The following is a 25,403-nucleotide window of genomic DNA, read 5'->3' as shown; positions in this document are numbered from 1 at the left end:
TTTGGGCACCCTTGAATAGGAACAATCTACGCCCGGTTGCCGGAAGGAGAAAGGCGATGAACCCCTACAAGGGCATGAGCTACGGGCCGGCGCTCGACTATATGGCCGAACAATTTGGTGACCGCGAGGCGCTTGTATTCGAGGACCGTCGCATGAGTTTCACCGAGGTTCGTGCCGAGATCGACCGGGCTTCGGCAAGGCTGGGACGACTCGGTCTGGTCCGCGGCGACAAGGTGGCGATCTGGATGCCCAACCGCCCCGAGTTCATCTGGTACTGGCTGGGCGCCGCACAGATCGGCATCGTGCCGGTTGTGCTGAACACGCGCCTCGCCCTCGACGAGGCGGCCTACCAGATCGACCAGTCGGAGAGCGTGGCGGCAATCGTCCCGGGCGATGGTGCGTTCCATGATTTCGTCGGAGACCTAATACGGCTCTGTCCCGAACTCTGTGACGGACCGCTAGGAGTAAACGGCGGCGAACGGCTTCCCAAGCTTCGTCACGTTGTCGCGCTGGATCCGGTCAAGGGAGATGCGGCGGGCATCGAACGGTGGACCGACTCGGTTGCCCCCGAACTTGCTGTTCCGCCCCTGGTGACCGATCCAGATGCGCCGGGGATGATTGCCTACAGCTCCGGTACGACGGCGCTTCCGAAAGGCGCGATGCTCAATCATGCCGGCTTCCGCAAGGCCTGGGACCATGGCGAACGTTTCGAGCAGACGGCGGATGACAGATTGTACCTCTCGGTGCCGTTATTTGGCATTCTCGCCAACATCAACGGTGTTCTGACGTGCTGGAGCCGAGGCTCCTGCGTGGTGCTGGAGCGCCGTTTCGATGCCGGCCGCGCTATCGAGATCATCGAGCGCGAAAGATGCACGATGGCGTATCTGTTTCCCATCATGATCGAACAGGTGCTGGGGCACCCGGACTATCGGCCCGATCGGATACGCTCCCTGCGAACGGGAATAGTTGTCGGCACCGACACCGAGGTCATGCGGCGGGTCGCCGAAGATCTCGATATGCCCGGCTACTTCACCAGCTACGGCATGACGGAGACGTCCTCGGCGGTCACGCGCTGCTACTCCACCGACGCGCCCGAGGTGCGCCAGACGACGCACGGAAAGCCCCTGCCTGATATCGAGGTCTCCATCCGAGACATCGACACAGGTGCTGAACTCGCTGCAGGGGAGGAAGGCGAGATCTGCGTCCGCGGTTACAGCATCATGATCGGCTATTACAACAAGCCGGAGGAGACTGCCGCCGTCTTCACCGATGATGGGTTCTTCCGAACGGGCGATCTGGGCTACATGACGCCGACGGGCTACATGGTCTTCCTGCGACGCATCAAGGACGGCTACAAGCACAAGGGTTTCAATGTCTCGACGCCGGAGGTTGAAAAGGCAATTGCCGATCATCCCGATGTCGCCGAAGCGGCCGTCGTCGGTCTGCCTGACCGCCTGGCGGGCGAGATAGGGGTCGCCTTCATCATCCCCAGGGAAGGCCGCCGGGTCGATGCTTCGGCCCTCCGCAGCTTCCTCAAGCCCCGGCTGGCATCCTACAAGTTGCCGGCTCATGTCTTCGAGGTCGAGGATTTCCCACTGACTGCGGGGACAAGCAAGGTGCGCAAGTTCAAGCTGCGCGACATGGCGATTGAAGCTCTGAAAGAACGGGCCGAAAAGGTGCCCGTGCGCGACGGTACCGCCAATTGAGGATCAGCCGGAGACCCCGCGCGGGATGTCGCCGTCGATCTGGACGCGGCGCATGCGCCTGGTTTCCGTGTAGTCGTTCGGCGCGAAATGCTGCGTGCAACGGTTGTCCCAGATCGCCACGCTGCCCGCCTTCCAGCGGAATCGGACCTGCAGTTCCGGATTCATGACATGCTCCATCAGCATGGCGAGGAGATGCCGGCTTTCCACGTCTGGCACGCCGACAATCCGGCGAGTATAGCTGGAGTTGACAAAGAGCGCGCGCCGTCCTGTGACCGGGTGGAGGCGGACGACTGGATGCTCTACCGGGGCCCCCACCTCGAGTCCGCCGGCGCTAACGTTGCCTGTCCCCGCGAACCTCAGAACAGTCAGGCTGTTGTCGTGCTGTGCGACAAGCCCGTCGAGATGCTGCCGCAGGCCCGGCGACAGTGTCTCGTAGGCCGCGTACATGCTGGCGAACAGCGTGTCGCCGCCAATCTCTGGCGTCTGCTCCGCATAGAGCACGGCGCCCATCGGCGGCTGTTCGAAATCGGTGTTGTCGGTATGCCAGCGGCCGCCGACGTTGACCTTGCTGCCGTCGCTCTGGATCAGCGAGACATGATCGTAACCGTCGTACTTCGGAAGCTTCTTCGAATAGGTGGGGTTGCCGAACCGCCGGGATAGTTCGAGCTGTCGTTCGACCGAGAGGTCCTGATCACGGAAGAAGACGACCTGATGCTCCATCAGCGCTGCGTGGATGACGGCAAAGGTGGCGTCATCGACGCCGGCGCCGAGGTCGATACCATGGATCTCGGCTCCGAGCGCCGGCGCAAGCCTGCGAATTTCGATGTCGCCTTCAGCGGGTTTGCCGCGTTTCGCTTCCATCGCATGCTGGTTCATCGGTCGTCTCCCCAAGCGTCTGATCCGGTGACAATGTCACCATGGCATTAAATCATTGTATCAATTGTTCGCGCAAGGTCGGCCACCACTCACCAGCCATACCCCCGGATCTCGGGCGGTTCCCATATGCCGCGTTCGGCGAGGCGCGGCATCAACAGGCTGCCCAGCAGACGGATCTCGTCAGGCGACCAGATGGGCAGGGTGATGACAAGGCCGCTGGCGCCGTAGTCCCGGTAAAGCATCTCGATCTCGTCGGCCACCGCGTCGGCGGAGCCGTGAATCCGGCGCGCGCCGCTGACCGAACCGATCTCCCGCATCTGCAGGTCGCCCATCTGGGCGTAGATGTCGTCGTATGTGCTGATTTGGGATCGTACGGCGTTGAGATATTCGACCACGAGATCGAGGTCGACCGAACCCGCCACCCAGTCGGAGTATTCCTTAGCCTCCTCCTCGGTCTCGCGTACACAAATACTGGCATGAATCTGGACGCGAACGGCCTCGTCGCCGCGACCGTTATCGGCTGCTACTCGCCGCATGTCGGCGACGCGCCGCATCAGCTCGTCCTTCTGGGTCCGCCCGGGCAGGAAGGTATAATCGGCGTAGCGCCCGGCGAATGCGCGGCCAGCGTCGGAGGCCCCAGCGCTGACCACCAAGGGGCGCGGCTGTTGCACCGGGACGGGATGAACCACCTGGCCGCGAACTTCGAAATACTCGCCGGAGAAATCCACTGGTTCGCCGGACCAGGCTTGAGTCATGATTTCCATCGCCTCGGCCGCTCGCTCGTAGCGCGCATCGTGGTCGAAGCGTCCGATGAAGTCGGGGTCCAGCGGCGGTCCGAAGGAGCCGGCGCCCGTGACGATATTGACCCCCCACCGTCCAGCGCTCATCGCATCCAGAGTTGCCCCCATCCGCGCGATCGTCAGGGGATGATGCCACGACGTGTGGAGCGTCGTGATGCAGCGCAGCCGGCGCGTCGCGCCAAGTACCGTCATTGCCAGCAGAGGCGCCATCAGCAGCGGATCGCGTATCCATGCTGCGTGAGACTTCTTCCCGTACGGAGCATAGCCGTCCGCCATGAAGACGTAATCGAGCTGGGCTTCCTCGCACGCCTGTGCGACGGCCTGGTGTGTGGAGAAGTCCTCCAGCTTCATGTTGGCGCGCGCCACCGCGCCGGAGAGCGCATGATCAGCGTAGAAGTTCGGATAAAATAGGCCGATCCTGAGGCTCAAGGTCCTTCTCACTCGATTGGTGCGATCACCCGAAAACCCCCGGGAGAGAACTCAACTGCGTGGGCGGCACTGGCCGATGGGTTGCAGCATAGATTATAACAATATCGAAAGTTATGGTATCAATTTGTTTGAATTTAGTGCGATATCGGAATGATTTTGGCCCTGCGCTGCGTTCCCCGGAGCCAGGTGTTCGACGACGGGCGAATCTGGGCACGCATCTGATTGCCTGACGTCCATTATGGTATGTTGGGCCAGTATGGGCAGTTCGGGGTTGGGTAGGAGCGGGCGATTCTTATTAGAAATGGCACTGAGCCTGGGAGCTAGATACCCGTGACCAGCCCCCAGCGATTGGTCCGGGTGGGATGTCTATGCATGGGCGGCTTTGCCGCCAGGCCGGCCGGCTGGAGAAGCGGAGCGGAGCCTGACGGCCGGCCTGGCGGAATGAGGACCTCCGGGGCCGGTGGTCGGTAGCCGAGACGGCTGTGCGGTCGGATCGTGTTGTAGCGACGGCGCCATTGTTCGATGACCACCTGCGCGGCGTCAGCTGGCAGCCTGAGGTCAAGGAAACCGGCCGTTGACACGCCGGTTCCGGATTGGTCTGACAATGCCGCTTTCATAGCGGAATGGATTGCGCATTCGGCCAGCCTAACGGGCGCGAACCGGATGCGCTCCGAATTTGCTCTGACAAGGCCCAATCAGGCATTAAACCTCTCTTGAAATGAACAAGTTGAGCGACGCCAGAATTTTCTTCTCCTATGCCCGTCGAGACAAGACGCGAGCAGAAGGGATCTATGAAGCCCTGGAAGCGGTCGGCCTGACGGTCTACCGCGACACGGAGGAAATCCTGCCGGCCGAGGACTGGCGCGGGCGTCTCAAGGGACTGATCACCCAAGCCGACGGCATCGTCTTTGTGATGTCACCCAACTCGGTTCGTTCAGAAGTATGTTCCTGGGAAATCGAAACCGCGGTCGGGCTGAACAAAAGAATCATTCCCCTGGTTATCGACGATGTCGAGAATTCGCTCGTACCGCCAGAAATCGAGAAGCTGAACTACATCTTTGCCACGCCCGACAGAGATCTTGATGCGGCAATTCTGCTGGTTCGCGATGCCTGCACAACCGACATCGACTGGGTTCGGAACCATACGAAGTTCGGTGAGCGCGCCCATGAATGGGACCGTGCAGGGAAATCGTCGAGGACCCGCATCCTGCGGGGAGATGAACTCAGCGAGGCCGAGACATGGCTTTCCGTTCAACCCGATACCGCGCCAACGCCGACTGCCCTGCACCGCGAGTGGATCGCTGTCAGCCGCGCCGCGGCGAACAGGCGGCAGCGAAACTGGCTTGTCGGTGCATTTTCGGTTGCCGCATTTTCCATCGGCCTCGGCATTTTCGCGGAGTTCAACCGCCAGGTGGCCGCCGAGCAACGCGACCGGGCAGAGACAATTCTGGATCGCGGAAGTCAGACCGCCAACGACCTCGTCTTCGATCTCGCGCAGAGATTCCGGGACCGGGAAGGCATTCCCCAGGAGCTGGTCAGGGACATCCTGGAACGCTCGCGCGGACTCGTCGATCAACTGGCGCTGGAAGGCGAAAACCGGCCTGACCTGCTGCGAAGCAAGGCGGCTGCGTTGACGGAGATGTCGGTGACCCTCGCGCGGCAGGGAGACCTTGAGGCCGCCTTGTCGGCTGCGAGAGATGCTGCGTCAGGGTTTGCGGCGCTATCGGCAGCAGAGCCCGAAGAAGAACAATGGCGGATAGACAGGGCTGCAAGCCTGGACCGGTTAGGGGATATCCTGCTGTCGCTTGATCGCAGGTCCGAGGCTGAGGCGGTCTTTGCCGAAAGTCTTGCCCTTAACCAGGATCTGGTTCTTGCACGGCCCGACGACCCGGCGCTCGGCCTGAATCTCGCTGTCGCTTTCGAAAAGATCGGCACGCTGGCCTTGCGGGACAAGGACGTTGAAGAGGCGTTGACAAACTACGGCCGGGCACTGGCGTTGCGCGAAAGGTATGAACCGGAGGGCCGCGGCCTCGCCGTCGTGCTGGAAAAGGTCGGACAGGCACACCTGGCTCGGCAGGCCGCCCAGGCTGCGGAAGAGGCCTATGTGCGCAGCTTGTCGATCACCCGGACACTGTCGGCCCAGGATCCGTCGAACACCAGGCTGTCGCGTGACCTGTCGGTGATCAACCAGAAGATCGGAGAACTCCGGCTTGTCCAGAACGACGCGGAGGGTGCGCTCGTTTTCTTCCAGGCGGATGCGGAGATTGCGCGGCGGCTTTATCAATCCGATCCAGGCCGCGTCGAGTGGGCCGAGGACCTGGTGGTCAGCGAGGACCGGCTGGGCCAGGTCTACTGGCGCGCCGGCGCGGTGACGGAAGCCGAGGCACGCTTTTCCAGGGCCTACGAAGTTGCGCGCTCGGTAGCCAACGCTGCTACGGGCCGTACCACCCAGCTCGATGCCGCGTCACGCGCGGCGCAGAAACTGTCGCTGGCGCGGTTCAGCATCGGCGACATCGGGGGAGCGCTCGAAGTCGCCGAAACGAACGCCGAAGACCTGCGCGAGTCCGGCGAACTGGCCGAAAACCTGGCCGCTGCGCTCAACAATGTTGCCTGGTACGCCTTGTTCGCTGGCACGCCGGACAGGGCCCTGGCTGCGGCCGGGGAAGCCACGTCTCTCCGGCCGGATAGTGCGGCCTACGCCCTGAATCGCGCCCATGCCCTGATGTTGTCGGGAAAGACCGAGGATGCCCGGGCGATCTATCTGAAGCATCGCGGGACGGTCGTCGGCGGCCGTACCTGGCCGCTGCTGGTGTCAGACGATTTCAGCGTTCTTCGGGAGCACGGGATCGAACACGGACTGATGGGCGAGATTGAAGACCGGTTGGAATTGAACTAGAGCAGGTCCGTCAGGGCTCGCCAGCGCCGACAGGCGACAGCCGTGAGTTCCCCGAACATCGGCACCCGTCCGACACAACAGAACCGGATTCCGGAGCAGCGCCCATGCCGGCCTTTCGAAAATTTGCCTCATTCATGCTTGCCGTTGTGGGCATTCTGCTTTCTGCACAATCTACCAGAGCCGATCAGCATGACGTGATGGAGGGTTGGCTGTGGGGGATACTCTGGCAGTACGTGGAGAGGGACCAGCCGGCGCCGGCGGACCCGCGTTACCCGGTGTTCCTGAGCGATGTCGAGTCGCAGCGGCAGTTGGGTCTCATGGAAGCCAATTACGGACCCTACCGGGGTGAACCCGAGCTCCCGAACAAGTGCTTCTACTATGGTGATGGCGGGAACCTGATTTCGGTCTCCGACGACTTCCTGGACGCATATGTTTCCCGCGGTTTCTCGAAGGCGACATTGTGCATGGGTCTGGTGAGCGGGATTCGGTTCAATACGGAGAACGGTCATCGGCTCGCGACGGTGATCATGGTCGACCTGAAGGAGGTCGAGTCGCCGGATTATTTCGGTGAACCCGGTCCGATAACCGAAGAGATTCCAGTCGAACTGCCAGACTGCTTCCGCCGCGGCCTGCCCCTTGTCGATTGTCGTTTCGCCTATCACCCGCTCACGGGCGTACCCCTGAAAGCGGACGACACCGATCGTATTGCAGAAGCGGGTAGGCGGGCCTTGGCTGCGGGCCGCGAGTTAATCTCGGCCGGAAATTACAGCCGCCCCTGCACGGAAGAGGACGCCGCTCGTCCCGTTGAAGATGAAAGCTGCTACGCCACCGACAGCGAAGCCGTCAGGGGCTACATGCCGTGGGAATATCGAGTGAATGCGCTTCACCCTGCAATGGTGCCCTTGGGCGGATTTTATCGATTTGACCCAGCTTTCGATGAGGGCTTTGCCTATGCCATCATGGCGGACGGAGCAGCTGGACCGTCGGCCTCCATGGAAAGCGTGGACCTCGTCTTGAGCGGGAAGAACCGTGCGACAAGAGCAAGCCTTGACGCATTGATCGTCGCCTCAAGAGACCGATAAATCAGCATTGCTGACGTGACCCCAACTTTTATCCAGCCGTAGGTAGTGTCCTCGTGTGATCTGACCTTGGGTCAGTATGGATTTCAAGAGGCCGGGGGGCGGAGCCTTGATGTAGCGCAGAGCCCCGGCCGGCGGTGCCGAACCGCGATCGGTACTCGACCGGGCGACAATGGATGAACAGGCCGAACCAGGGTCGGAAGAGCTCTCGATCGAACTGCCGGTTCGGGTCGCCCGCCGCGGCGTCGAAAGCCGTATCGTGCTGGCCGGCGATAACGCCAACGCCGGAGCGCCCGATGCAGCGCTGGTGCGGCTGATCACGCGCGCCCATCGCTGGAACAACATGCTGGCGACCGGGGAGGCGGGCTCGCTCCAGGAACTATCGGCCAAGGCAGGCATCGACCGCAGCGAGATCGGTCGCGTGCTGCAGCTGGCTTATCTCGCCCCCGACATCACCGAGGCCATCCTCGATGGGCGACAGCCTTCCGAGTTGAGCGCGCATCGCCTGAAGCGCATGGCCGGGCTGCCCCCTCGACTGGGCCGAGCAGCGGAAGGCGCTGGGCTTCGCTTGATCAATCACACGGCGACCGCTTCCGGTAAAACCATCTGTCCGCGACTCCGGAACCATGTGTCCGGCTACAATTGTCCGCCGGCCAAACGATGGTGGGGCTACCGAAATGGCCCGAAAGAGACGCTCGCCGAAACGGGCGGGAAATGAGCCGGATTCACTGTCTCTCGTGGTGGAAATTCGTCTCCAAAGCGCCCGAAAGTCCCGGAACTCCGGCGTTCCGGTGCGGGGCTGACGGGGCTGCTGAAATGCGGAGACGAGTTGGTCGTGTAGCCAGTCCCGGTCGAACGGGTCTCGTGCATCGCTACCCTGTTTACAGGGAAGAACAGGGAAATTTCGTCTTTTTCGGGCCTGGCGGGGCGCTTTCTGTTGCCGTAACCCCCTGAAATCCGGTTCCTTTTCGCGCGATTTCCCTGTGACCAGAAACAGGGAACTTAAGTCCCGGAACAGGGAACCGGAATCCGCGGGCAGGGAATCCGACACTGAATGCAGGGAACGCTGTTTTCAGGATCAGCGAATTCCCCAGGGAATTCCCGTCGAACCCCTGGTCCACCGCGCTTCGGGCTGACGCCAACGATGATGCCGTGCGCGGGCGCGGGCCCGGAGCAGCGCCGGTGTCGGCGGCCGGCCCGCGCCATGCGTGAGCCGGTGGGATTCCGGCAGCGGCTGGGGGCGCATGGGGCCTCTCCGCGGATGACCGGTTCGCCCATTCCAAAGATCTGCGGCCGAGGCTGGCCGACCGCAGGATGCGGGACAAGCGCCACCGGAACCGGGACGGGCGACCTCTGAAGCGGGACGGATGTGGGACGGGAGGGGCCTGAAGTGGGACAGCTTCGCGCGATGGCGGGACGGAAGTGGGACGGCGGCAGGGCGATTCGGGACAGAAATCGATGATTGCGGGACGGATCTGCCGATTTCCGGGACGGGCGCGGGACGGAATTGACCGTCGGTTCGCCAGCCGGTCGGGCAGGAAGCCGGCCAGCGCCCTATAGCGCCGGCCGGGGTTGTCATGGTGGATTGATACGGTCGAAATCGAAGCGCCTTGGGTTACACCTATCTGGCGGCCTTGGCCTGGCGTCCCTTGCGGCCGAGCCCGATGGACTTCGCCATCTCGGCGCGCTTCTGCGCGTAGTTCGGCGCGACCATCGGGTAGTCGGCCGGCAGATTCCACTTCGCGCGATACTGCTCCGGGGTCATGTCGTAATTGGTCCGGAGATAACGCTTCAGCATCTTCAGCCTCTTGCCGTCCTCGAGACAGATCAGGTGGTCGGGCGTGACGGAGCGCTTGACGCTGACCGCCGGCTTCTGTGGCTCCACAGCTGCCGCCTCTTCGCCTTTGTCCGCGGCGTCCAGGGCGTCGAAGGTGCGCCGGATCAGGTTCGGCAGTTCATCGGCCGGGACCACATTGTGGCCGACATAGGCCGACACGATCTCGGAGGTCATCTCCATCAGGTCCTGGCGGCTGGTTGGCTCGTTCGCGGCGTCGTTCTTGTCCATCAATACTCACTCTCTGATCTGGCCCGAAGACAGTCGGGACACTTGTGGATTTTAAAGGCCTGCTTACCCTTGCCGGGAAAATAGCGATCCGAAGACCAATGACAATAGTGCCTTGCAGCGATTTTATTCAAAAAGATGATGATCGTTGCAGTTATGATGAGCGCAGGGATCAATAGACGTAGTACGTCTATCGCTCACTCTTCAAATATCAACGGTGACCACCTTCGATGAGACATCGTTCGAAGAGATCAGGATCACGCGGTACTCCGTTGGTTGTTTCATGGCGGGCCGGAACTAGCCGTTCAACCTCCGAATCCCGGCAACTGAGCCTGCCCGAGGAGCGGTTCCAACGCCTGCCGATCGCACCGCCTCACCCGGTGATTCGCCAAACTGGCGCTCGATGCCAGCAAGTTGCAGTCGGAATCGGGGGACGGTTTCGATTCTTGCAGGCAACCCCCGGGGACATGCGCCGACAAGGTTCTGATAAGCTTTTAAAAGGCTCTAAAACGTTCTGGCCATTTTTAAGAGGCGGTTTTTTGCGGATTGGAAAGTCATGCAGCGGCGGGAGGGCTGCATCTATCAGAGTCTATTAGAAGTCTTTGAAAGATTTTCGCCGGATTCTGCATCAGCCGCTTTGACAATCGAGCTCCGATAGCGACAGCGTGGATGAAGGGCGCGGCCGGAACAGAACGTGACCGGCCATGCTCCGAAAACGCCAGCGCAATGTCGGAGACCCCGAAGATGACCACGAGAACCCAGCGCCGCGCGGGCGGCGCCAGGCGGACGCGCCAGACCCGGGGCGGCAGCCGGGAGAAGGCCGCGTCCACGATCGCCGAGCGCCGCATCGACGAGCTTCGCCCCTATCAGGGCAATGCCCGGACCCATTCCAGGCGGCAGATCGGCCAGATCGCCGACAGCATCGACCGCTTCGGCTTCACCAACCCCGTGCTGATCGCCGATGACGACACCATCATCGCCGGCCATGGCCGCGTACTGGCGGCGAAGCAGCTGGGATTGAGAGAGGTGCCAACCGTGCGCCTCTCGCACATGAACGAGGCCGAACGCAGAGCCTACATCCTGGCCGACAACAAGCTCGCGCTCAATGCGGGCTGGGACCAGGAGCTGCTGGCGATCGAACTGCAGGCCCTGGTCGATCTCGACTTCGACGTGGAGATCACCGGCTTCTCGCTGGCCGAGATCGATTTTACCCTCGATGCCGCGAGCGAACGCGACGTGCCCGGCCCGGCCGGGCCCGAGGACGAGATCCCGGACCTGCCGACCACGGCGATCAGCCGGCCCGGCGATCTCTGGCGCTGCGGGCGTCACCGCGTGCTCTGCGGCGATGCCAGGTCGCCCGCCGACTACGATCTCCTGCTGGAAGGCGAGGAGGTCGATCTCGTCTTCACCGACCCGCCCTACAACGTGCCGATCGACGGCCATGTCTCCGGGCTTGGCAAGGTGCGCCACCGGGAGTTCGCCTTCGCCTCGGGCGAGATGTCGGAGGAGGCCTTCATTGCCTTCCTGACCGAGACGCTGGGCGCGGCGGCCGACCGCTGCCGCGACGGCGCCATCGCCTTTGTCTGCATGGACTGGCGGCACATGGGCGAACTGCTGGCGGCCGGACGCACGGTCTTCGACGAGATGAAGAACCTCTGCGTCTGGAACAAGACCAATGGCGGCATGGGCGCCTTCTATCGCTCCAAGCACGAGCTGGTCTTCGTCTTCAAGGTGGGCACCGGGCCCCATGTGAACAGCTTCGGCCTCGGCGAGACCGGGCGCTACCGCACCAATGTCTGGGACTATGCCGGCATCAACAGCTTTGGCGTCAGCCGGGACGCCGACCTCGCCATGCACCCGACGGTCAAGCCCGTGGCCCTGGTGGCGGACGCGATCCGGGATTGCTCCAGACGAGGCGACATCGTCCTCGATGGCTTCGGCGGCTCGGGCACGACCCTGATTGCCGCCGACCAGGTCGGCCGCAAGGCCCGGCTCCTCGAGTTCGACCCGGCCTATTGCGACACCATCGTCCGGCGCTGGGAACGCGTCACCGGCAAGCACGCGACCCTCGCGGCGACCGGCCAGCACTTCGAGGATGTCGAGGAGGAACGCCTGGCCGAGATGGGGCCGGAAGATCCCGATCCCGACATGAACGCGCCCCAAGAGGGCGAAGCGGAAGAGGCGCTCCCACAGGCCGCCGTCGCCGAGACGGAGAGCGGCAGATGAGCGGCGGTCAAGACCGGAAGGGCGCGCGGCCGGTGCGCCGGCATCGTCCGCAGAAGCGCGATGTACGGTCCGGGGATGACGGCCGTGCCAGGCCGGAAGGCGATCGCCGGGACGACGGCGACGGCGACGACTACGAGGTCGGCTTCGGCAAGCCACCCAGGTCGACGCAATTCCGGAAAGGCCAGTCGGGCAACCCGCGTGGCCGGCCGAAAAAGCCGAAGCCGAGACCCATCGAGCTTGCCGATGCGCCGTCCGACTACTTCCTCGAACAGGAGGCCTATCGTTTGCTCAGGTTCCGGGAGAACGGCGAAGAAGTGGAACTCCCGGCATCCCAGGCCGTCGTCCGCTCCGCGATCATGTCCGCGCTCAAGGGCAATCGTCTTTCTCAGCGCTATGTCATCGAGCACCTGGAGCAGAAGGAGGCGGCCCGCCAGCAGTTGAAGATCGAACGATACCGGCGCCTCGAAGCTGCCAAACGAGACGGGCAGCAGGTTCTGGCGGCCTGCGGGCGAAGCGGCAAACCCGAACCCGAGCTTCTGCCGCATCCCGACGACGTGATCCTCGACCCCAATACGCTGGACGCGCGCGTCATTGGCCCCTCTTCGGCCGCCGAGGCCCGGCGATGCGCCCATCGGATCGCTCTTCGCGCCCACCTGCTTCACCGGGCAGCTCATGCGGACCGATATGGCGCGACCAGGTCCGGTTCATCGATCGCGACCGGTCGATCGGGATGGTTGCTCCTGGCCCAGGTTCTGAACCTCGGCCTGCCGCCAAGATTGCAGTGGACGGACCAGGATATGACGTCGGCGCTGATGCGCTACGCAGCCCTTCCCATGCGTGAAAGCGCCAGACAGATCGAGACCGAGCGCGAACGTCTCGCGCACGAGTGGCAGGCGATGAAATCCCTTCCGCCCGAACTGGAGCGCCAGATCAAGGAACTGGTCGGGCAAGTCATGCCTGCGGCGATGGATTGAGCTGATAATCGGCTGGGGAGAGACGCATGGCCCTGCTATTGGCAGTGGACTTGCCGCTCCAAGGAAGCCATTCGGGGCGTCGTAGTAGGGTCCCGACCCGGCAGAGAATGGAGCATTCGGATGGCGACCTTGCGCAGTCTGAGTCCGGGTTTCGACCCGGCGGTCGTCGCCGGCATCGACGCGAAGCTGCGCGAGGTCGAAACCAACCATGGCGTCCGCATTCTGTTGGCGATCGAGAGCGGCAGCCGCGGCTGGGGCTTTGCCTCACCCGACAGCGACTACGACTGCCGTTTCATCTATGTCCGCCCCCGGGACGACTATCTGAGTCTGTTTCCGAAGCGGGACGTCATCGAGTACCCGCCGGACGGGATCTACGACGTCAATGGCTGGGACCTCCAGAAAGCCCTGAAGCTGCTGCTCAAGGGCAATGCCGTCGTCATCGAATGGCTGACCTCGCCCTATGCCTATGCAGGCGATCCCGCCTTCCGCGACGAACTGCTGGCCCTGGCGCGCGAGGTCGTGCAGCCCGCGGCGATCGCGAACCGTTACCTCCATCTCGGCGAACGCCAGTACCGGCGCAGCCTCGAAGGGAGGGAGAGCGTCTCGCTGAAGAAGGTATTCTACGTCCTGCGCCCGGCGATCGCGCTCCGCTGGATGCGCCACCACCCGGGCGAAGCTGTCGTGCCCATGGCGTTCGGGACGCTGGTCGACGAAAGCGACCTACCGGCAGAGGTGCGGCCTGTGATCGGCGACCTTCTCGCCCGCAAGGACGAGACCCGGGAGCTTGGTGAAGGCAGGCTGCCGGGGCTGATCGAGGCGGAGTTCGGGTGCGCGCGCGAAAACTGGCCAGCCTCGGTGCCTAGTCCGGCGGTGACCGCAACCAGGCAGCTGACGAGCTCTTCCGGCGTTGCTTGAGAAGGACCGGCGCAGGGGAGTTATCTGTCTCCGATGACGGCTGGCGATAGCCGGGCCACAGAAACCTGCCATGTTTGAGCGTAAACGTGCCGGCGATGCTGCTGAGAAGGTTATTGTATGGTCGCCGGACTCAGTCTGAACTGCTCATATTCGAGAGCAGTCCGGCCGTCTCGTGACGCGGTAGTCACGCCCAGACGCGAGTTCGTGGCACGCGTGGTTCGCTCGTCCTTGATCTGGCACTTTCCTGGCCTCCGCTGGTGCTTTCTCGCGGCCTGACGGTTGGGCTTTCTCGACAGCACCGGCCCCGAGCTAATGCGTCAGGCCAATGATTCCAGTTCCAGAAAGGTCAAGGATGACCTGACGGCAAACGCTGCACTGGCGCGGGCTGGTTCGCTGGCTTGACCTTCCGGTGGCTGGAACGTGTATGTCTCTCACCAACTTAGCTTTCGGTGCGGCCAGCTGACGAGAAATAGTGTCCTCTTTCCGTTGGAGCTGCAGGAATTCGGTGCGTCGAACGCGCAGCAGATGCTCCAGCGAGGGCGGTGCGGAGCCTTTGAATCGAAGCAGATAGGACCTCGTGAATGCTAGGAATCCCGTTCCCCAACATCGACCCTGTCGCCTTCGAGGTTGGGCCTTTGGCGATACGCTGGTACGCCTTAGCGTATATAGCCGGAATCCTGTTCGGCTGGCGCTACTGTCTCCGTCTTGCCAGACGCGACACGATCCGGCCGAACGCCCACGATTTCGATGACTTCGTGGTTTGGGCGGTTCTTGGGATCATACTGGGCGGCCGCATCGGCTACGTGGTCTTCTACAATGCCGCCTACTATCTGGAGAACCCGCTGGACGCCCTGATGGTCTGGCACGGCGGCATGTCGTTCCACGGCGGTCTCCTCGGCGTGCTCGTCGCCATCACGGTCTTCTCCTGGCGACGCGGCTTCTCGCCGCTGGCGATGGGCGATCTCGTCGCGGCGGCGGCGCCGATCGGCCTGTTCTTCGGCCGCGTGGCAAACTTCGTCAACGGCGAGCTCTTCGGTCGCGTAGCCGACGTGCCCTGGGCCGTAATCTTTCCGCACGGCGGCGACCTGCCGAGGCACCCGAGCCAGCTCTACGAGGCCTTCCTCGAGGGCCTGGTCTTGTTCGCCGTGTTGGCAATCCTGGCCCGTCGTCCCGGGATGCGAGCCCGGACCGGGTTCCTTACGGGGGTTTTCCTCGTCGGCTACGGCTTGGCCCGGACGTTCGTCGAGCTCTTCCGCGAGCCCGATGCCCAACTGGGCTTCATCCTCGGCCCGATCACGATGGGCCAGGTCCTGTCGGCCCCGATGGTCCTTCTGGGGCTCTACCTGATGGTTCGAGCGCGCCGCCCGGCAGAGGTGTAGCCGCCGCTGCAAAACTGACTCGGGTGCCGATTTGAGAACTGATCCACCCCGTTAGGCTGGGCCCGACGCGCATGGCGGAGGGCCCGGATGATCGGAGTGGAGTTGTCGATGGAGATCCGGGGGTTGGTCAGGCATGGGAAGGGCGTGCGGGAGATTGCGCGCGAGGTGGGCGTGTCGCGCAACACGGTGCGCCGCTTCCTGCGCGATCCGGCAGCGGCTCGCGCACCGCCGCGCCGATCGCTCGTAACATCTTGCTGGAAGCGCAGCACCGCGGCTCGGCCGGTGACAAGCTGAACGTCATCTGAGGGTTTAGCAGGGACGCGACACGGGGCCGGTCATCCTAGCGCGGGAGGGCGCGGATCGCGCCGTAGAACGCCTCGGCCGGCTCGCCGGTCCGGTCGTTATCCGTGAAGAGGGCCACGGCCTCGACGGTCTCCGGTGGCTCTCGCCCGAATGCCCGGCGAAAGTCATCGATAACGTTGCGACGCTCTTGTGTCCACTCGCCGAGGCGCTCTTTGCCGCTTCTCACGACGATGCTGCGGACAGTTCCGGGATGATAGGGGCTGTCGACGACCGCGTTTTCGGGGAAGCGTCCACCCGTCCAGACATAGGCGAGGGTGGGGACATCGCGGTTGAGCAGGCTGGGGCGCCCGAAGATCAGAAAGATGGCCGCCGCGAAATCCTCGCGAGCCTTGATTCGGATATCCGCCGTTTGCTGCAGGCGGTCGACCCGCCACGTCCAGGCGAGCCAGGGATGCTCAGCGACGTCGTAGCGGACATCGCGATAGAGCCCCGATGCGGAGTCGCGGGCGACGGCACGGATCGCCGCGACGCCCTTGACTGTGACCCTGTCGTATTGAGTAGCAGAGTTGAATTTCTGGTGCGTCCACGCCTCGCCTAGGGGCGCCGCCGGGTCGGCAAGCAGTACCGGCTCCTTCCCAAATGCGGGTAGCGCGAAGGAGAGCGCGAGTACCGAAAGCGCCACGAGGCGCGAGACGAGCGGCGCGATGCGTGCGATCTGTGCGCTTTCCTTCGCTATGCTTACTCGCGTCGCGCCGGTACCGTGATTGGTCGAGCCCGAACGCGTGTCTCGAGCGACGGATTTTTGCGAGGAACCGCTGCGGTGAGCCGGCCTCATTGGACTGCGAGCAGCTTGCGGATGGCCTGCCATCGAGGAAAGAACATGGGCACCTGCTGCCGGTAGGCGAGATAGGCGTCGCCGTAGCGCTGGATCAACTGCGCCTCCTCGCGGCGTGCCAGATGCACGTAAGCCAAGACGATCACCGGCCCAAGCGCCAGGGTGGGGATGGTCGGCCAATGGACGAGTTGTCCGAACACGGCTAGGAAAATGCCCGTGTATTGAGGGTGCCGGATGACACTGTAAATGCCGTCGGTGAGCAGCCGGCTGCCGTAGAAATAGACCTTGATCCAGCCCTTGACGATCATGAGCAATCCGGTGATTACGAAGGCGTAGCCGATTGCCATTTCGAGTACCGCGCCGACCTGGCCGTAGCCCAGCAGGGTCACCCAGAGATGGCCACTGTGATGGACCAGGGGAATCTCGATCGGCAGCACGCTCGTGAGGAAATAAATCGTGAGCGGGAAGCCGTACATCTCGGCGTAGAGCGCGATGATGAAGGTTTGCACGAGCCCCGCGCCGGTCCAGTCCCGCCAGCTTGCCGGCGCCACGAAGTGGTAGAGCACCCACGACGCGATGACGATCATCAGGATCGCGTAGGGCCACAATTGCAGCCAATTTGAATAGGACTCAATCATGTTCTTCCTTGCGTCGATCGAATGAGGCCCGACCCTCTGCCCTCTCCTGAGAGTCGGCATCATCGGTTCTCATACCCTTCTTCCAAACTCGGTGGGCACCCTCGGGATCGCGGCCATCACTGTTCTGTCGGCACATGGTGATGCGGCGGATCTGCCGCGATCGCTGAGCACTCATCCCTCCTGCCATGAAGAAGCATGAGCCTCTGCCGTCGGGAGGTGGCCGATGAAAGCGGGGCTTGTCGTCACCTCCCGACCAGCGGGCAAAGAGAGGCCGCTTGACCTTAGGCCGGGTGTCTTCAGTCCCGGGGCTGCGAAACGATGCGCAGATAGGGCTTGGGCGCCCTCCAGCCTTCGGGATACTTCCGCTTCGCCTCCTCGTCCGAGACGGCCGGGACGATGATGACGTCCTCGCCCTGCTGCCAGTTGACCGGTGTCGCCACCTGGTGCTTCGCCGTCAGCTGGCAGGAATCGAGCAAGCGGAGCACCTCGTCGAAATTGCGCCCCGTGCTCATCGGATAGGCCAGCATGGCCTTGATCTTCTTGTCCGGCCCGATCACAAACACCGAGCGCACGGTGGCATTATCCGCCGGAGTCCGTCCGTCGGCGCGGTCGCCCGCGTCCTCGGGCAGCATGTCGTAGAGCTTAGCGACCTTCAGATCCGGATCGCCGATCATCGGGTAGTTGACCGCGTGGCCCTGCGTCTCCTCGATGTCCTTGGACCAGCGGGTATGATCGCCAATCGGATCGACGCTGAGTCCGATGATCTTACAGTTGCGCTTTTGGAACTCGGGCATCAACCCGGCCATGTATCCGAGTTCCGTAGTGCAGACTGGCGTGAAGTCCTTCGGGTGAGAGAAGAGAATGGCCCAGCCGTCACCGATCCACTCGTGGAAGTTGAGGGTTCCCTGCGTCGTCTCCGCCGTGAAGTCCGGCGCGTCGGCATTAAGGCGTAGTGACATGGTATCTCCTTACCTTGCATGAGTTGTCCGCAAACCACTGGATGCAACGGTCTGCAGTTCGCAACGGCGAACATTCGCCAGAAGAGCCATTGTATTGGCTCATCACAACTTGGCCGCTCTCAGTCGGAGCGCATTGCCGACCACCGAAAGCGAGCTCAAGCTCATCGCTGCGGCAGCGATAATGGGGCTCAGCAGGAGGCCGAAAACCGGGTAGAGCACGCCTGCGGCAATCGGCACGCCGAGCGAGTTGTAGACGAAGGCGAGAAACAGGTTCTGCCGGATGTTCCGCATCACGCTGCGGCTCAGGTGCCGCGCGCGCACGATGCCGGAAAGATCGCCATTTATCAGGGTAACGCCGGCACTCTGGATCGCCACGTCGGTGCCGGTGCCCATGGCGATGCCGACATCGGCCTCCGCCAGAGCCGGCGCGTCGTTTACGCCGTCCCCGGCCATCGCAACGACGCGGCCTTCGGCCTTGTGCTTCTTGACGATCTCGCCCTTTTCCTGCGGCAGCACTTCGGCTTCGATCTCATCGATACCGAGCTTGCGGGCGACAGCCTCGGCGGTCGTGCGGTTGTCGCCCGTGAGCATGACGATCCGCAGGCCGTCCGCGCGGAGTTCCTGTATGGCCTTTGCCGTCGTCTCCTTGATCGGGTCCGCCACACCGATCAGGCCCGCGACCGTGCCATCCACCGCGACGAACATCACCGTCTGGCCGTCGCGGCGCAGCTCGTCCGCCTTTTCGCCGAAGCGCCCAGCCTCGATGCTCAGGTCGTCCAGAAGGCGCGTATTGCCGAGCGCGACCCGCCGTCCCTCCACTGTGCCGACGACGCCTTTGCCGGTGGGCGCGTCGAAGCCTTCGGTATCGGAAAGCTTGAGCCCGCGGTCCTTCGCCGCCTCGACGATGGCGGCTGCGAGCGGGTGCTCGCTCGACCGCTCGAGGCTTGCGGCGAGGCGCAGGAACTCGTCCTCGCCGATCCCGTCGCCGGTCTCGACGGCGACGACACGCGGCTTGCCTTCGGTCAACGTGCCGGTCTTGTCGACGACCAGCGTGTCGACTTTCTCGAAGCGTTCGAGGGCCTCGGCATTCTTGATCAGGACACCGGCTTGCGCGCCGCGGCCCACACCGACCTGGATCGACATCGGTGTCGCCAGGCCGAGTGCGCAGGGGCACGCGATAATGAGCACCGCAACAGCAGCCACCAGCGCGTGCGCCAGGGCCGGCGCCGGCCCGAAGATCGCCCAGGCGATGAAGGCAAGCACGGCGACCCCCACCACGGCCGGCACGAAGTAGCCCGCCACCACGTCGGCAAGCCGCTGGATCGGCGCGCGCGACCGCTGCGCCTCGGCGACCATCTGGACGATCTGCGCCAGCATGGTCTCGCTGCCCACGCGCTCGGCCCGCATCACGAAGCTGCCGGTGCCGTTGACTGTGCCGCCGATGACCTTGCCGCCCGCGGTCTTTTCCACGGGCATGGGCTCGCCCGTCACCATTGACTCATCGACCGCGCTGTGCCCTTCGAGCACCTCGCCGTCGACCGGTACCTTGTCGCCGGGGCGAACACGCAGGCGGTCGCCGTGCTGGACCTGATCGAGCGGAACCTCGTCCTCGTCACCGCCCGTGCTTATCCGCCGGGCGGTCTGCGGCGCCAGGTCGAGAAGCGCGCGCAAGGCCCCTCCCGTCCGCTCGCGGGCGCGCAGCTCCAGCACCTGGCCGAGGAGCACCAGCACGACGATCACGGCGGCCACCTCGTAGTAGACGCCGATCTCGCCGGATGGGCCGCGAAACGCCACTGGAAAGATCCCGGGCGCTAAGGTCGCCACGGCGCTATAGGCAAAGGCCGCCCCGACACCGATCGCAATCAGCGTGAACATGTTGAGGTTCCACGTCATCACCGACTTCCAGCCGCGCTGGAAGAACGGCCAGCCGGCCCACAGCACGACCGGCGTCGCGAAAGCGAGCTCGAGCCAATGGGAGAGCTCGCGCGGGACGACACGCTCCAAGAGAGGTCCGAGCCCCGGCAACAAGCCGCCCATGGCCAGAACGAGGACCGGTACCGTCAGTGCGGCACCGACCCAGAAACGGCGCGTCATGTCGACGAGCTCGGGGTTCTTGTCCTCGTCCGATACGGTCATCGGCTCGAGCGCCATGCCGCATTTCGGACATTCGCCCGGCTCATCCTGCACCACCTCAGGATGCATTGAACAGGTGTACTGGACCTGCCGCTGCCCGGGCATTGGGGCCGCGGGTTCGAGCGCCATGCCGCATTTCGGGCAGGCCGCCGGCCCCCCGCTCTCTACACCCGGACACATCGGGCATATATATTTGTTTGGACCTTTCCTTGTCGGACGGATGCTCGTGTCTCGGTTCTCCGGCGCGGATTTGGCGCGCTCCGCAAGCGCTACATCAGGATCCTTGCGGAACGTCTCGGCGCAGCGCCTACCACAGAAGTAGTACGTCGTCCCGTCGTGATCGACGCGATGCGCGGCACTCGCCGGATCGACGTCCATGCCGCAAATCGGGTCCCGGGCCCGCTTACGGGTGGCAGTGCTGGCTTCGTTCATGTCATGTCCTTCGTAGGCGGCGATTGGCCTCACTGAAGACGCCGCTAACCTCTTTTAGGCACCTTTCGCTCCTTCTACATAGGGATTCCAGCGACTGGAAGGTCAAGCACGAGAGCAGGCCACGCAACTTGCAACTTAGTCGCCAGGGCTCGCCGCGGAACGTCACTTGGTGGAGGCACCCTTGCTAATCAGGTATCAGGTCGCCACCCCGGAGCTCTTGGCACCAGCATCACTCTCGATCTCGTGAAACTGGAGCGAGGCGGAATAGCGAACTTGGCGTTGACATTCCAGTAGCTGGATAGTCGATCTTTCGTTTGGAACCGCCCCCCGCGGGCGAACGAATTGGAACCGCCCCCCGCGGGCGAACGAAGAACCACGCGGTTAGGCAAGCCCCTCGGATCGAATCCGTCGCGCTGCGACATCAACGGAGTCCTGAATGATCCCCGAAGTCGGCCACTTTGCCCTGATCCTCGCACTCGCCGTTGCCGCGGTGCAGGGCAGCCTCCCGGCAATCGGCGCCGCGAGGCGGAGCGACACCCTCATGGCGGTGGCCGGACCGGCGGCGATAGCCCAGTTCCTGCTCGTCGGCACCGCCTTCTCGAGCCTGATGTACGCCTATGTCGTCTCCGACTTCACCGTGGTGAACGTGGTCGAGAACTCGCACTCCGCGAAGCCGATGCTGTACAAGATCACCGGCGTGTGGGGGAACCACGAGGGGTCGATGCTGTTGTGGATCCTGATGCTCGCGGGCTTCGGCGCCGCGGTCGCCCTGTTCGGACAGGGCCTGCCGGCTACCCTCAAAGCCCGGGCGCTCGCCGTGCAAGCCTGGATCGCCGCAGGGTTCCTCACCTTCACGGTGTTCACATCCAACCCGTTCCTGCGCGTGTTCCCGCCGCCGGCCAACGGCAACGACCTCAATCCCCTGCTGCAGGATCCCGGTCTCGCATTCCACCCGCCGATGCTCTACGCCGGCTACGTCGGCTTCTCGATGGCGTTCTCCTTTGCCATTGCCGGTCTGATCGAGGGGCGGGCGGACGCGGCCTGGGCGCGCTGGGTGCGGCCTTGGGCACTCATCGCCTGGATATTCTTGACCGCCGGCGTCGCGCTCGGGAGCTGGTGGGCTTATTACGAACTCGGCTGGGGTGGCTGGTGGTTCTGGGACCCGGTCGAGAACGTCTCGTTCATGCCATGGCTGCTGGGCACCGCGCTGCTGCACTCGGCGATCGTCGTGGAGAAGCGCGACACGCTCAAGGTCTGGACCGTGCTGCTCGCGATCCTGACCTTCTCGTTCAGTCTCATCGGCACCTTCGTGGTGCGCTCGGGCGTGTTGACCTCCGTGCATGCCTTCGCCACCGACCCGGAACGCGGCGTCTTCATATTAGCCTTGCTCTCTGTCGCAATCGGCGGCTCGCTCATCCTCTTCGCGGTGCGTGCGCCTTTGCTCAGGCCGGGAGGCATGTTTGCGCCAGTCAGCCGCGAGGGCGGGCTGGTGCTGAACAACCTGCTTCTGGTCACGGCCACCGTGACCGTCTTCCTCGGCACCATGTACCCGCTGTTTCTTGATGCCGTCGGTGGCGGCAAGGTCTCCGTTGGACCGCCCTTCTATAGTGCGACCTTCGTGCCCTTGATGACGCCGCTCGTCGCCGTCATGGCCGTGGGTCCTTTCCTGCAATGGAAGCGCGCCGATCTGGTAGGTGTGGCAGAGCGTTTGAAGATAGTGGCGATTATCACCCTCCTTGCTGCTCTCACTGTTGCCTACGTGACGGACGGTGGCTCGGTGTTGGCCGTGCTCGCGATGGGTTTGGCAGCTTGGCTGTTTATCGGAGCGCTCGTCGAGTGGGCCGGGAAAATCAAGCTGTTCCGTGTGCCGGTGCGACACAGTCTTGCGCGCGCAGCCGGGTTGCCGCGCGCCGCACACGGCATGACGCTGGCGCATGCCGGGCTCGGCGTCGCGATCGCGGGCATGATCGCGTCGACCGCCTGGAAGGTCGAAGAGATCCGCGTGATGCGGCCGGGCGAAACGGTCGAGGTCGGAGGGTACACATACCAGTTCGATGGCGTTCGAAGCGTGGAGGGCCCGAACTATTCCGCCGACCGGGGCACGTTCACCGTTACCACGGACGGACGTGCGGTCACCGTTCTCGAACCCGAGCGGCGATCCTATCTCGTGCAGCAGCGCGAGACGACGGAGGCGGCGATCCACACCACAGGCCTTGCCGACCTCTACGCGGTCGTTGGTCAGAGCGACGACAAGGGCGGATGGACCGTCCGGCTTTACCATCAGCCGGGGATACCCTGGATCTGGGCCGGCGCCGCGCTCATGGTCATCGGTGGCGCCTTCTCCTTGAGCGACCGCCGGCTTCGGGTCGGGACGCCGCTCCGGCGTTTGAAGCCGACGGCCACGACTGCATAGAGATTGATCGGTCTGATGGATTGAAAAATGAGAATCGCTTTTCTCTTGATTTTGCTACTTACCGCTCCGCCGGCCATGGCAGCGATCGAGCCCGGTGAGAAACTTGCGGACCCGGCGTTGGAGACGCGCGCTCGGGCGTTGTTCAAAGAAATCCGCTGCCTCGTGTGCCAGAGCGAGTCCATCGATACTTCCAACGCCGATCTGGCGCGCGACCTGCGCATCCTGGTGCGCGAGCGACTCAAGGCAGGCGATAGCGACCAGGAAGTGCTCGATTACCTGGTGGCACGTTACGGTGATTATGTCTTGCTGCGGCCACCCATGAAGTTGAAGACAGTACTGCTCTGGTTCGGGCCATTTCTCGCACTTTTCCTGGCGGCTGGTGTGGCGCTCTATATCGTACGCCGCGAGCGTGACAATCCGGACCGTGAAGCCGTCCCCTTAAGCGCTGAAGAGCGCGCCCGGCTTGCTCAGTTGGTTGACCGCGAGCCGAGGTCATGAGTCTCTGGATCATCGTGGCGGCCATGACCGTCTTGACTGCCGTCTTCCTGGCCGCCCCTCTGATTCGGCGTCACCGTCTCAAGGCTCCGTCGATGACGGGACCCGACCTCGCCGTCTATCACGCCCAACTCAGAGAGCTCGAGCGGGATCTTTCGTCGGGCCTCATCTCTGATGGCGAGGTCAAAGCCGCCCGCGCGGAGATCGAACGGCGGATCCTCAAGGCCGGCGATGCCCACCTGGCGACAACCCAAGATGAGGCACCGGATCAGCAAGGCAGCTTGGCGCGTCGGCCGGTCTATGCCATGGCCTTCGTTTCGTTGACAATGATCGGCGCTATCGGCCTGTATCTCGCACTTGGGACCCTTGGGCTCCCCAGCGCGCCGCTGGCCGAACGCGGGTCGCCAACCGAGGAACATTCGCAGGACTTGACGTTTCTGGTCGACCGCCTGGCCGCACGGATGGAGGCGAACCCCTCCGATCCCCGCGGCTGGTTGCTGCTGGCGCGCTCCTATGAACGCCTCGGGCGCTTCGCCGACAGCGTCAGCGCCTACCAGCGCGCGATCAACCTCGGCGGGCGCGAGCCCGAGATTCTGGCAGCCTACGGCGAGGCGCTGTTCGCCGCGGCTCAAGGTGTGGTCACCCCCCAAGCCCGCGCCGCCTTTGAAACGGCCCTGGCCGACGATCCGGGCAACCCTTGGGCGCGCTACTATCTCGGGCTGGCGGCAGCGCAGGCGGGCGATTCGCGGACCGCCTATGATACATGGCTGGCACTCGCCGCGGATACACCGGCCTCCGCGCCCTGGCGCGCCGCGCTGGAGGCGCAGATTCGTAGGGTCGCGGACCAGCTCGGCATTGCGTCCGCTGATATCCCAATGGCTTCCGTCGAGAAAGGGCTTGCTCCACCCTCGGAGGAGGCTCTCGCGGCAGCTGCCGAGATGAGCGATGAGGAGCGCGCCGCCTTCATCCGGTCGATGGTCGACCGTCTGGCTGCGCGGCTTGCCGCAGAGCCGGACGACTACGACGGCTGGATGCGGCTCGGCCGGGCCTACCGCGTGCTGGGTGACCGCAAGGGCGCGCTGCACGCCTACGAACGGGCGGCAGAACTTGCGAGCACGCCGTCTTTCGATCCCGCCGCGCGTCGGGCCGTCGGCCGGGCGTTGGACGAGCTTCGAGGGCGGGTTCCTAGTCGTTGATCTGTTCGCTGCAGCGGCGGCGGCGCAGCCATCGCTGGATGAGAACCCAGGCAAGTGCGGCGGCCCCCATGAGAGCAAGCCACCAATGCCAGGGCATTCTTCCCGCCTGGTCGCCCATCGCAGCCATGAGGATGGTCATCGGCAGGATGCCGAGGCCGGTCGTCCATCCGAACGTCCACCACGAGATCCGGGTCAGGCCCGCCGCATAGTTCACGAGGTTGAAGGAGATTACCGGCAGGAAGCGGGCGAGGAAGACCATCTGCGCCGCATGCTTTCCCGTCCAGTCATCGAGCCGCTGCCAGTGACGGCGGGCCACCATCACCTCGACGAACTGCGCGACAAGCCGAACGCAAGGAAGGCCCCCAGCATGGCCCCAATCCACGTGACGACCGTACCCCAGACCGGCCCGTAGAGCATGCCGTTCGCGAGGGCCACGAGCTCGGCCGGGAAGGGCACGAAGGAGTGAATGACCATCAATCCGATCGAAGCAAGGACACCCCAATGTCCCCAGGCGAGGATGACGTCCTCGAACGCCCGGACCGAGATCTCCGCTTCCATCTCGCCGATAAGGAGGAGGCCGAGCCCGGCCCCACCCACGATTGCCAATGTCACCGGAAGCGCGAGCGACACATGCAGGAGCCGCCGTTGCCCCGATCG

Annotated in this window: 19 protein-coding genes and 1 pseudogene; 11 read left to right on the top strand and 9 right to left on the bottom strand. The window is 63.8% G+C overall.

Going from position 1 to position 25,403, the window contains the following annotated elements; genetic code table 11:
- The first annotated feature begins 56 nt into the window (after positions 1–56).
- The gene (locus TEF_14545; protein ID ANK81878.1) at positions 57–1,706 is read left to right on the top strand and encodes a hypothetical protein; all 1,650 of its coding nucleotides are present in this window, start codon (positions 57–59) and stop codon (positions 1,704–1,706) included.
- A 3-nt stretch (positions 1,707–1,709) separates the two neighbouring features.
- On the opposite strand, the gene TEF_14540 is transcribed toward TEF_14545, so the two are convergent.
- Both TEF_14540 and TEF_14535 read right to left on the bottom strand, forming a co-directional pair.
- Positions 1,710–2,567, bottom strand: coding sequence for a hypothetical protein (locus TEF_14540; GenBank protein ID ANK83500.1), 858 nt, complete (start codon positions 2,565–2,567; stop codon positions 1,710–1,712).
- A gap of 104 nt (positions 2,568–2,671) precedes the next feature.
- Positions 2,672–3,811, bottom strand: a complete 1,140-nt coding sequence (locus TEF_14535) for a hypothetical protein (protein ID ANK81877.1) — start codon at positions 3,809–3,811, stop codon at positions 2,672–2,674.
- Positions 3,812–4,529: 718 nt separating this feature from the next.
- Between TEF_14535 and TEF_14530 the strand changes: the two genes are divergently transcribed.
- From TEF_14530 to TEF_14520, 3 genes are all read left to right on the top strand, one after another.
- Complete coding sequence (locus TEF_14530; GenBank protein ID ANK81876.1) at positions 4,530–6,707, top strand: hypothetical protein; 2,178 nt, start codon at positions 4,530–4,532, stop codon at positions 6,705–6,707.
- A 134-nt stretch (positions 6,708–6,841) separates the two neighbouring features.
- Positions 6,842–7,789 carry a hypothetical protein gene (locus tag TEF_14525; GenBank protein ANK81875.1) on the top strand — a complete coding sequence of 316 codons (948 nt, stop codon included), beginning with the start codon at positions 6,842–6,844 and terminating at the stop codon, positions 7,787–7,789.
- Positions 7,790–7,958: 169 nt separating this feature from the next.
- Positions 7,959–8,504, top strand: a complete 546-nt coding sequence (locus TEF_14520) for a hypothetical protein (protein ANK81874.1) — start codon at positions 7,959–7,961, stop codon at positions 8,502–8,504.
- A 903-nt stretch (positions 8,505–9,407) separates the two neighbouring features.
- Here TEF_14520 and TEF_14515 read toward each other — a convergent pair.
- Positions 9,408–9,851: a transcriptional regulator gene (locus TEF_14515; GenBank protein ID ANK81873.1), complete on the bottom strand. Its 444-nt coding sequence runs from the start codon at positions 9,849–9,851 to the stop codon at positions 9,408–9,410.
- Between the two features lie 723 nt (positions 9,852–10,574).
- On the opposite strand from TEF_14515, the gene TEF_14510 reads away from it, so the two are divergent.
- The 4 genes and pseudogenes from TEF_14510 (at position 10,575) to TEF_14495 (ending at position 15,342) form a co-directional block, all read left to right on the top strand.
- The gene (locus TEF_14510) at positions 10,575–12,074 is read left to right on the top strand and encodes a DNA methylase N-4 (GenBank protein ID ANK81872.1); all 1,500 of its coding nucleotides are present in this window, start codon (positions 10,575–10,577) and stop codon (positions 12,072–12,074) included.
- Positions 12,075–12,106: 32 nt separating this feature from the next.
- Positions 12,107–13,048, top strand: a complete 942-nt coding sequence (locus tag TEF_14505) for a hypothetical protein (GenBank protein ID ANK81871.1) — start codon at positions 12,107–12,109, stop codon at positions 13,046–13,048.
- 120 nt (positions 13,049–13,168) lie between these two features.
- A pseudogene (locus TEF_14500) lies at positions 13,169–14,013 on the top strand (hypothetical protein).
- Positions 14,014–14,544: 531 nt separating this feature from the next.
- Entirely contained in the window at positions 14,545–15,342 is a 798-nt protein-coding gene (locus tag TEF_14495) for a prolipoprotein diacylglyceryl transferase (protein ANK81870.1), read from the top strand.
- 340 nt (positions 15,343–15,682) lie between these two features.
- Here TEF_14495 and TEF_14490 read toward each other — a convergent pair whose 3' ends face one another.
- The 4 genes from TEF_14490 to TEF_14475 all read right to left on the bottom strand — a co-directional run bounded on the left by TEF_14490 (position 15,683) and on the right by TEF_14475 (position 20,279).
- The gene (locus TEF_14490; protein ID ANK81869.1) at positions 15,683–16,327 is read right to left on the bottom strand and encodes a hypothetical protein; all 645 of its coding nucleotides are present in this window, start codon (positions 16,325–16,327) and stop codon (positions 15,683–15,685) included.
- Positions 16,328–16,476: 149 nt separating this feature from the next.
- Positions 16,477–17,118: an isoprenylcysteine carboxyl methyltransferase gene (locus TEF_14485; GenBank protein ID ANK83499.1), complete on the bottom strand. Its 642-nt coding sequence runs from the start codon at positions 17,116–17,118 to the stop codon at positions 16,477–16,479.
- 296 nt (positions 17,119–17,414) lie between these two features.
- The gene (locus tag TEF_14480) at positions 17,415–18,077 is read right to left on the bottom strand and encodes a peroxidase (GenBank protein ID ANK81868.1); all 663 of its coding nucleotides are present in this window, start codon (positions 18,075–18,077) and stop codon (positions 17,415–17,417) included.
- Positions 18,078–18,179: 102 nt separating this feature from the next.
- Positions 18,180–20,279, bottom strand: coding sequence for a copper-translocating P-type ATPase (locus TEF_14475; protein ANK81867.1), 2,100 nt, complete (start codon positions 20,277–20,279; stop codon positions 18,180–18,182).
- A gap of 799 nt (positions 20,280–21,078) precedes the next feature.
- On the opposite strand from TEF_14475, the gene TEF_14470 reads away from it, so the two are divergent.
- Genes TEF_14470 through TEF_14460 form a run of 3 tightly spaced genes read left to right on the top strand, consistent with a single transcriptional unit; the run spans position 21,079 to position 24,746 of the window.
- Complete coding sequence (locus tag TEF_14470; GenBank protein ANK81866.1) at positions 21,079–23,055, top strand: c-type cytochrome biogenesis protein CcmF; 1,977 nt, start codon at positions 21,079–21,081, stop codon at positions 23,053–23,055.
- Positions 23,056–23,082: 27 nt separating this feature from the next.
- On the top strand, positions 23,083–23,553 hold the full coding sequence (locus tag TEF_14465) for a hypothetical protein (protein ANK81865.1): 471 nt from the start codon (positions 23,083–23,085) through the stop codon (positions 23,551–23,553).
- Positions 23,550–24,746, top strand: a complete 1,197-nt coding sequence (locus tag TEF_14460; protein ID ANK81864.1) for a c-type cytochrome biogenesis protein CcmI — start codon at positions 23,550–23,552, stop codon at positions 24,744–24,746. The genes TEF_14465 and TEF_14460 overlap by 4 nt, the downstream gene beginning before the upstream one ends.
- On the opposite strand, the gene TEF_14455 is transcribed toward TEF_14460, so the two are convergent.
- Together TEF_14455 and TEF_14450 are read right to left on the bottom strand one after the other, a co-directional pair.
- Positions 24,736–25,065 (bottom strand): hypothetical protein, encoded by a 330-nt coding sequence (locus TEF_14455; protein ANK81863.1) that lies wholly within the window; start codon positions 25,063–25,065, stop codon positions 24,736–24,738. The genes TEF_14460 and TEF_14455 overlap by 11 nt on opposite strands.
- Positions 25,065–25,376, bottom strand: a complete 312-nt coding sequence (locus TEF_14450; GenBank protein ID ANK81862.1) for a hypothetical protein — start codon at positions 25,374–25,376, stop codon at positions 25,065–25,067. The genes TEF_14455 and TEF_14450 overlap by 1 nt, the downstream gene beginning before the upstream one ends.
- Positions 25,377–25,403: the final 27 nt, after the last annotated feature.

This window comes from Rhizobiales bacterium NRL2 (assembly GCA_001664005.1).
Taxonomy (GTDB): domain Bacteria; phylum Pseudomonadota; class Alphaproteobacteria; order Minwuiales; family Minwuiaceae; genus Minwuia.
The sequence above is the reverse complement of the archived record's forward strand: the minus strand, read 5'-3'. Positions and strand labels throughout refer to the sequence as shown.

Excerpts from the sequence above, each read along its gene's own strand:
- TEF_14525 (ANK81875.1), top strand. The coding sequence starts at position 6,842 with ATGCTTGCCGTTGTGGGCATTCTGCTTTCTGCACAATCTACCAGAGCC.
- TEF_14495 (ANK81870.1), top strand. The coding sequence starts at position 14,545 with ATGCTAGGAATCCCGTTCCCCAACATCGACCCTGTCGCCTTCGAGGTT.
- TEF_14480 (ANK81868.1), bottom strand. The coding sequence starts at position 18,077 with ATGTCACTACGCCTTAATGCCGACGCGCCGGACTTCACGGCGGAGACG.
- TEF_14545 (ANK81878.1), top strand. The coding sequence starts at position 57 with ATGAACCCCTACAAGGGCATGAGCTACGGGCCGGCGCTCGACTATATG.
- TEF_14540 (ANK83500.1), bottom strand. The coding sequence starts at position 2,567 with ATGGAAGCGAAACGCGGCAAACCCGCTGAAGGCGACATCGAAATTCGC.
- TEF_14485 (ANK83499.1), bottom strand. The coding sequence starts at position 17,118 with ATGATTGAGTCCTATTCAAATTGGCTGCAATTGTGGCCCTACGCGATC.
- TEF_14520 (ANK81874.1), top strand. The coding sequence starts at position 7,959 with ATGGATGAACAGGCCGAACCAGGGTCGGAAGAGCTCTCGATCGAACTG.
- TEF_14515 (ANK81873.1), bottom strand. The coding sequence starts at position 9,851 with ATGGACAAGAACGACGCCGCGAACGAGCCAACCAGCCGCCAGGACCTG.
- TEF_14530 (ANK81876.1), top strand. The coding sequence starts at position 4,530 with ATGAACAAGTTGAGCGACGCCAGAATTTTCTTCTCCTATGCCCGTCGA.
- TEF_14470 (ANK81866.1), top strand. The coding sequence starts at position 21,079 with ATGATCCCCGAAGTCGGCCACTTTGCCCTGATCCTCGCACTCGCCGTT.
- TEF_14460 (ANK81864.1), top strand. The coding sequence starts at position 23,550 with ATGAGTCTCTGGATCATCGTGGCGGCCATGACCGTCTTGACTGCCGTC.
- TEF_14455 (ANK81863.1), bottom strand. The coding sequence starts at position 25,065 with ATGGTGGCCCGCCGTCACTGGCAGCGGCTCGATGACTGGACGGGAAAG.
- TEF_14510 (ANK81872.1), top strand. The coding sequence starts at position 10,575 with ATGTCGGAGACCCCGAAGATGACCACGAGAACCCAGCGCCGCGCGGGC.
- TEF_14475 (ANK81867.1), bottom strand. The coding sequence starts at position 20,279 with ATGCATCCTGAGGTGGTGCAGGATGAGCCGGGCGAATGTCCGAAATGC.
- TEF_14465 (ANK81865.1), top strand. The coding sequence starts at position 23,083 with ATGAGAATCGCTTTTCTCTTGATTTTGCTACTTACCGCTCCGCCGGCC.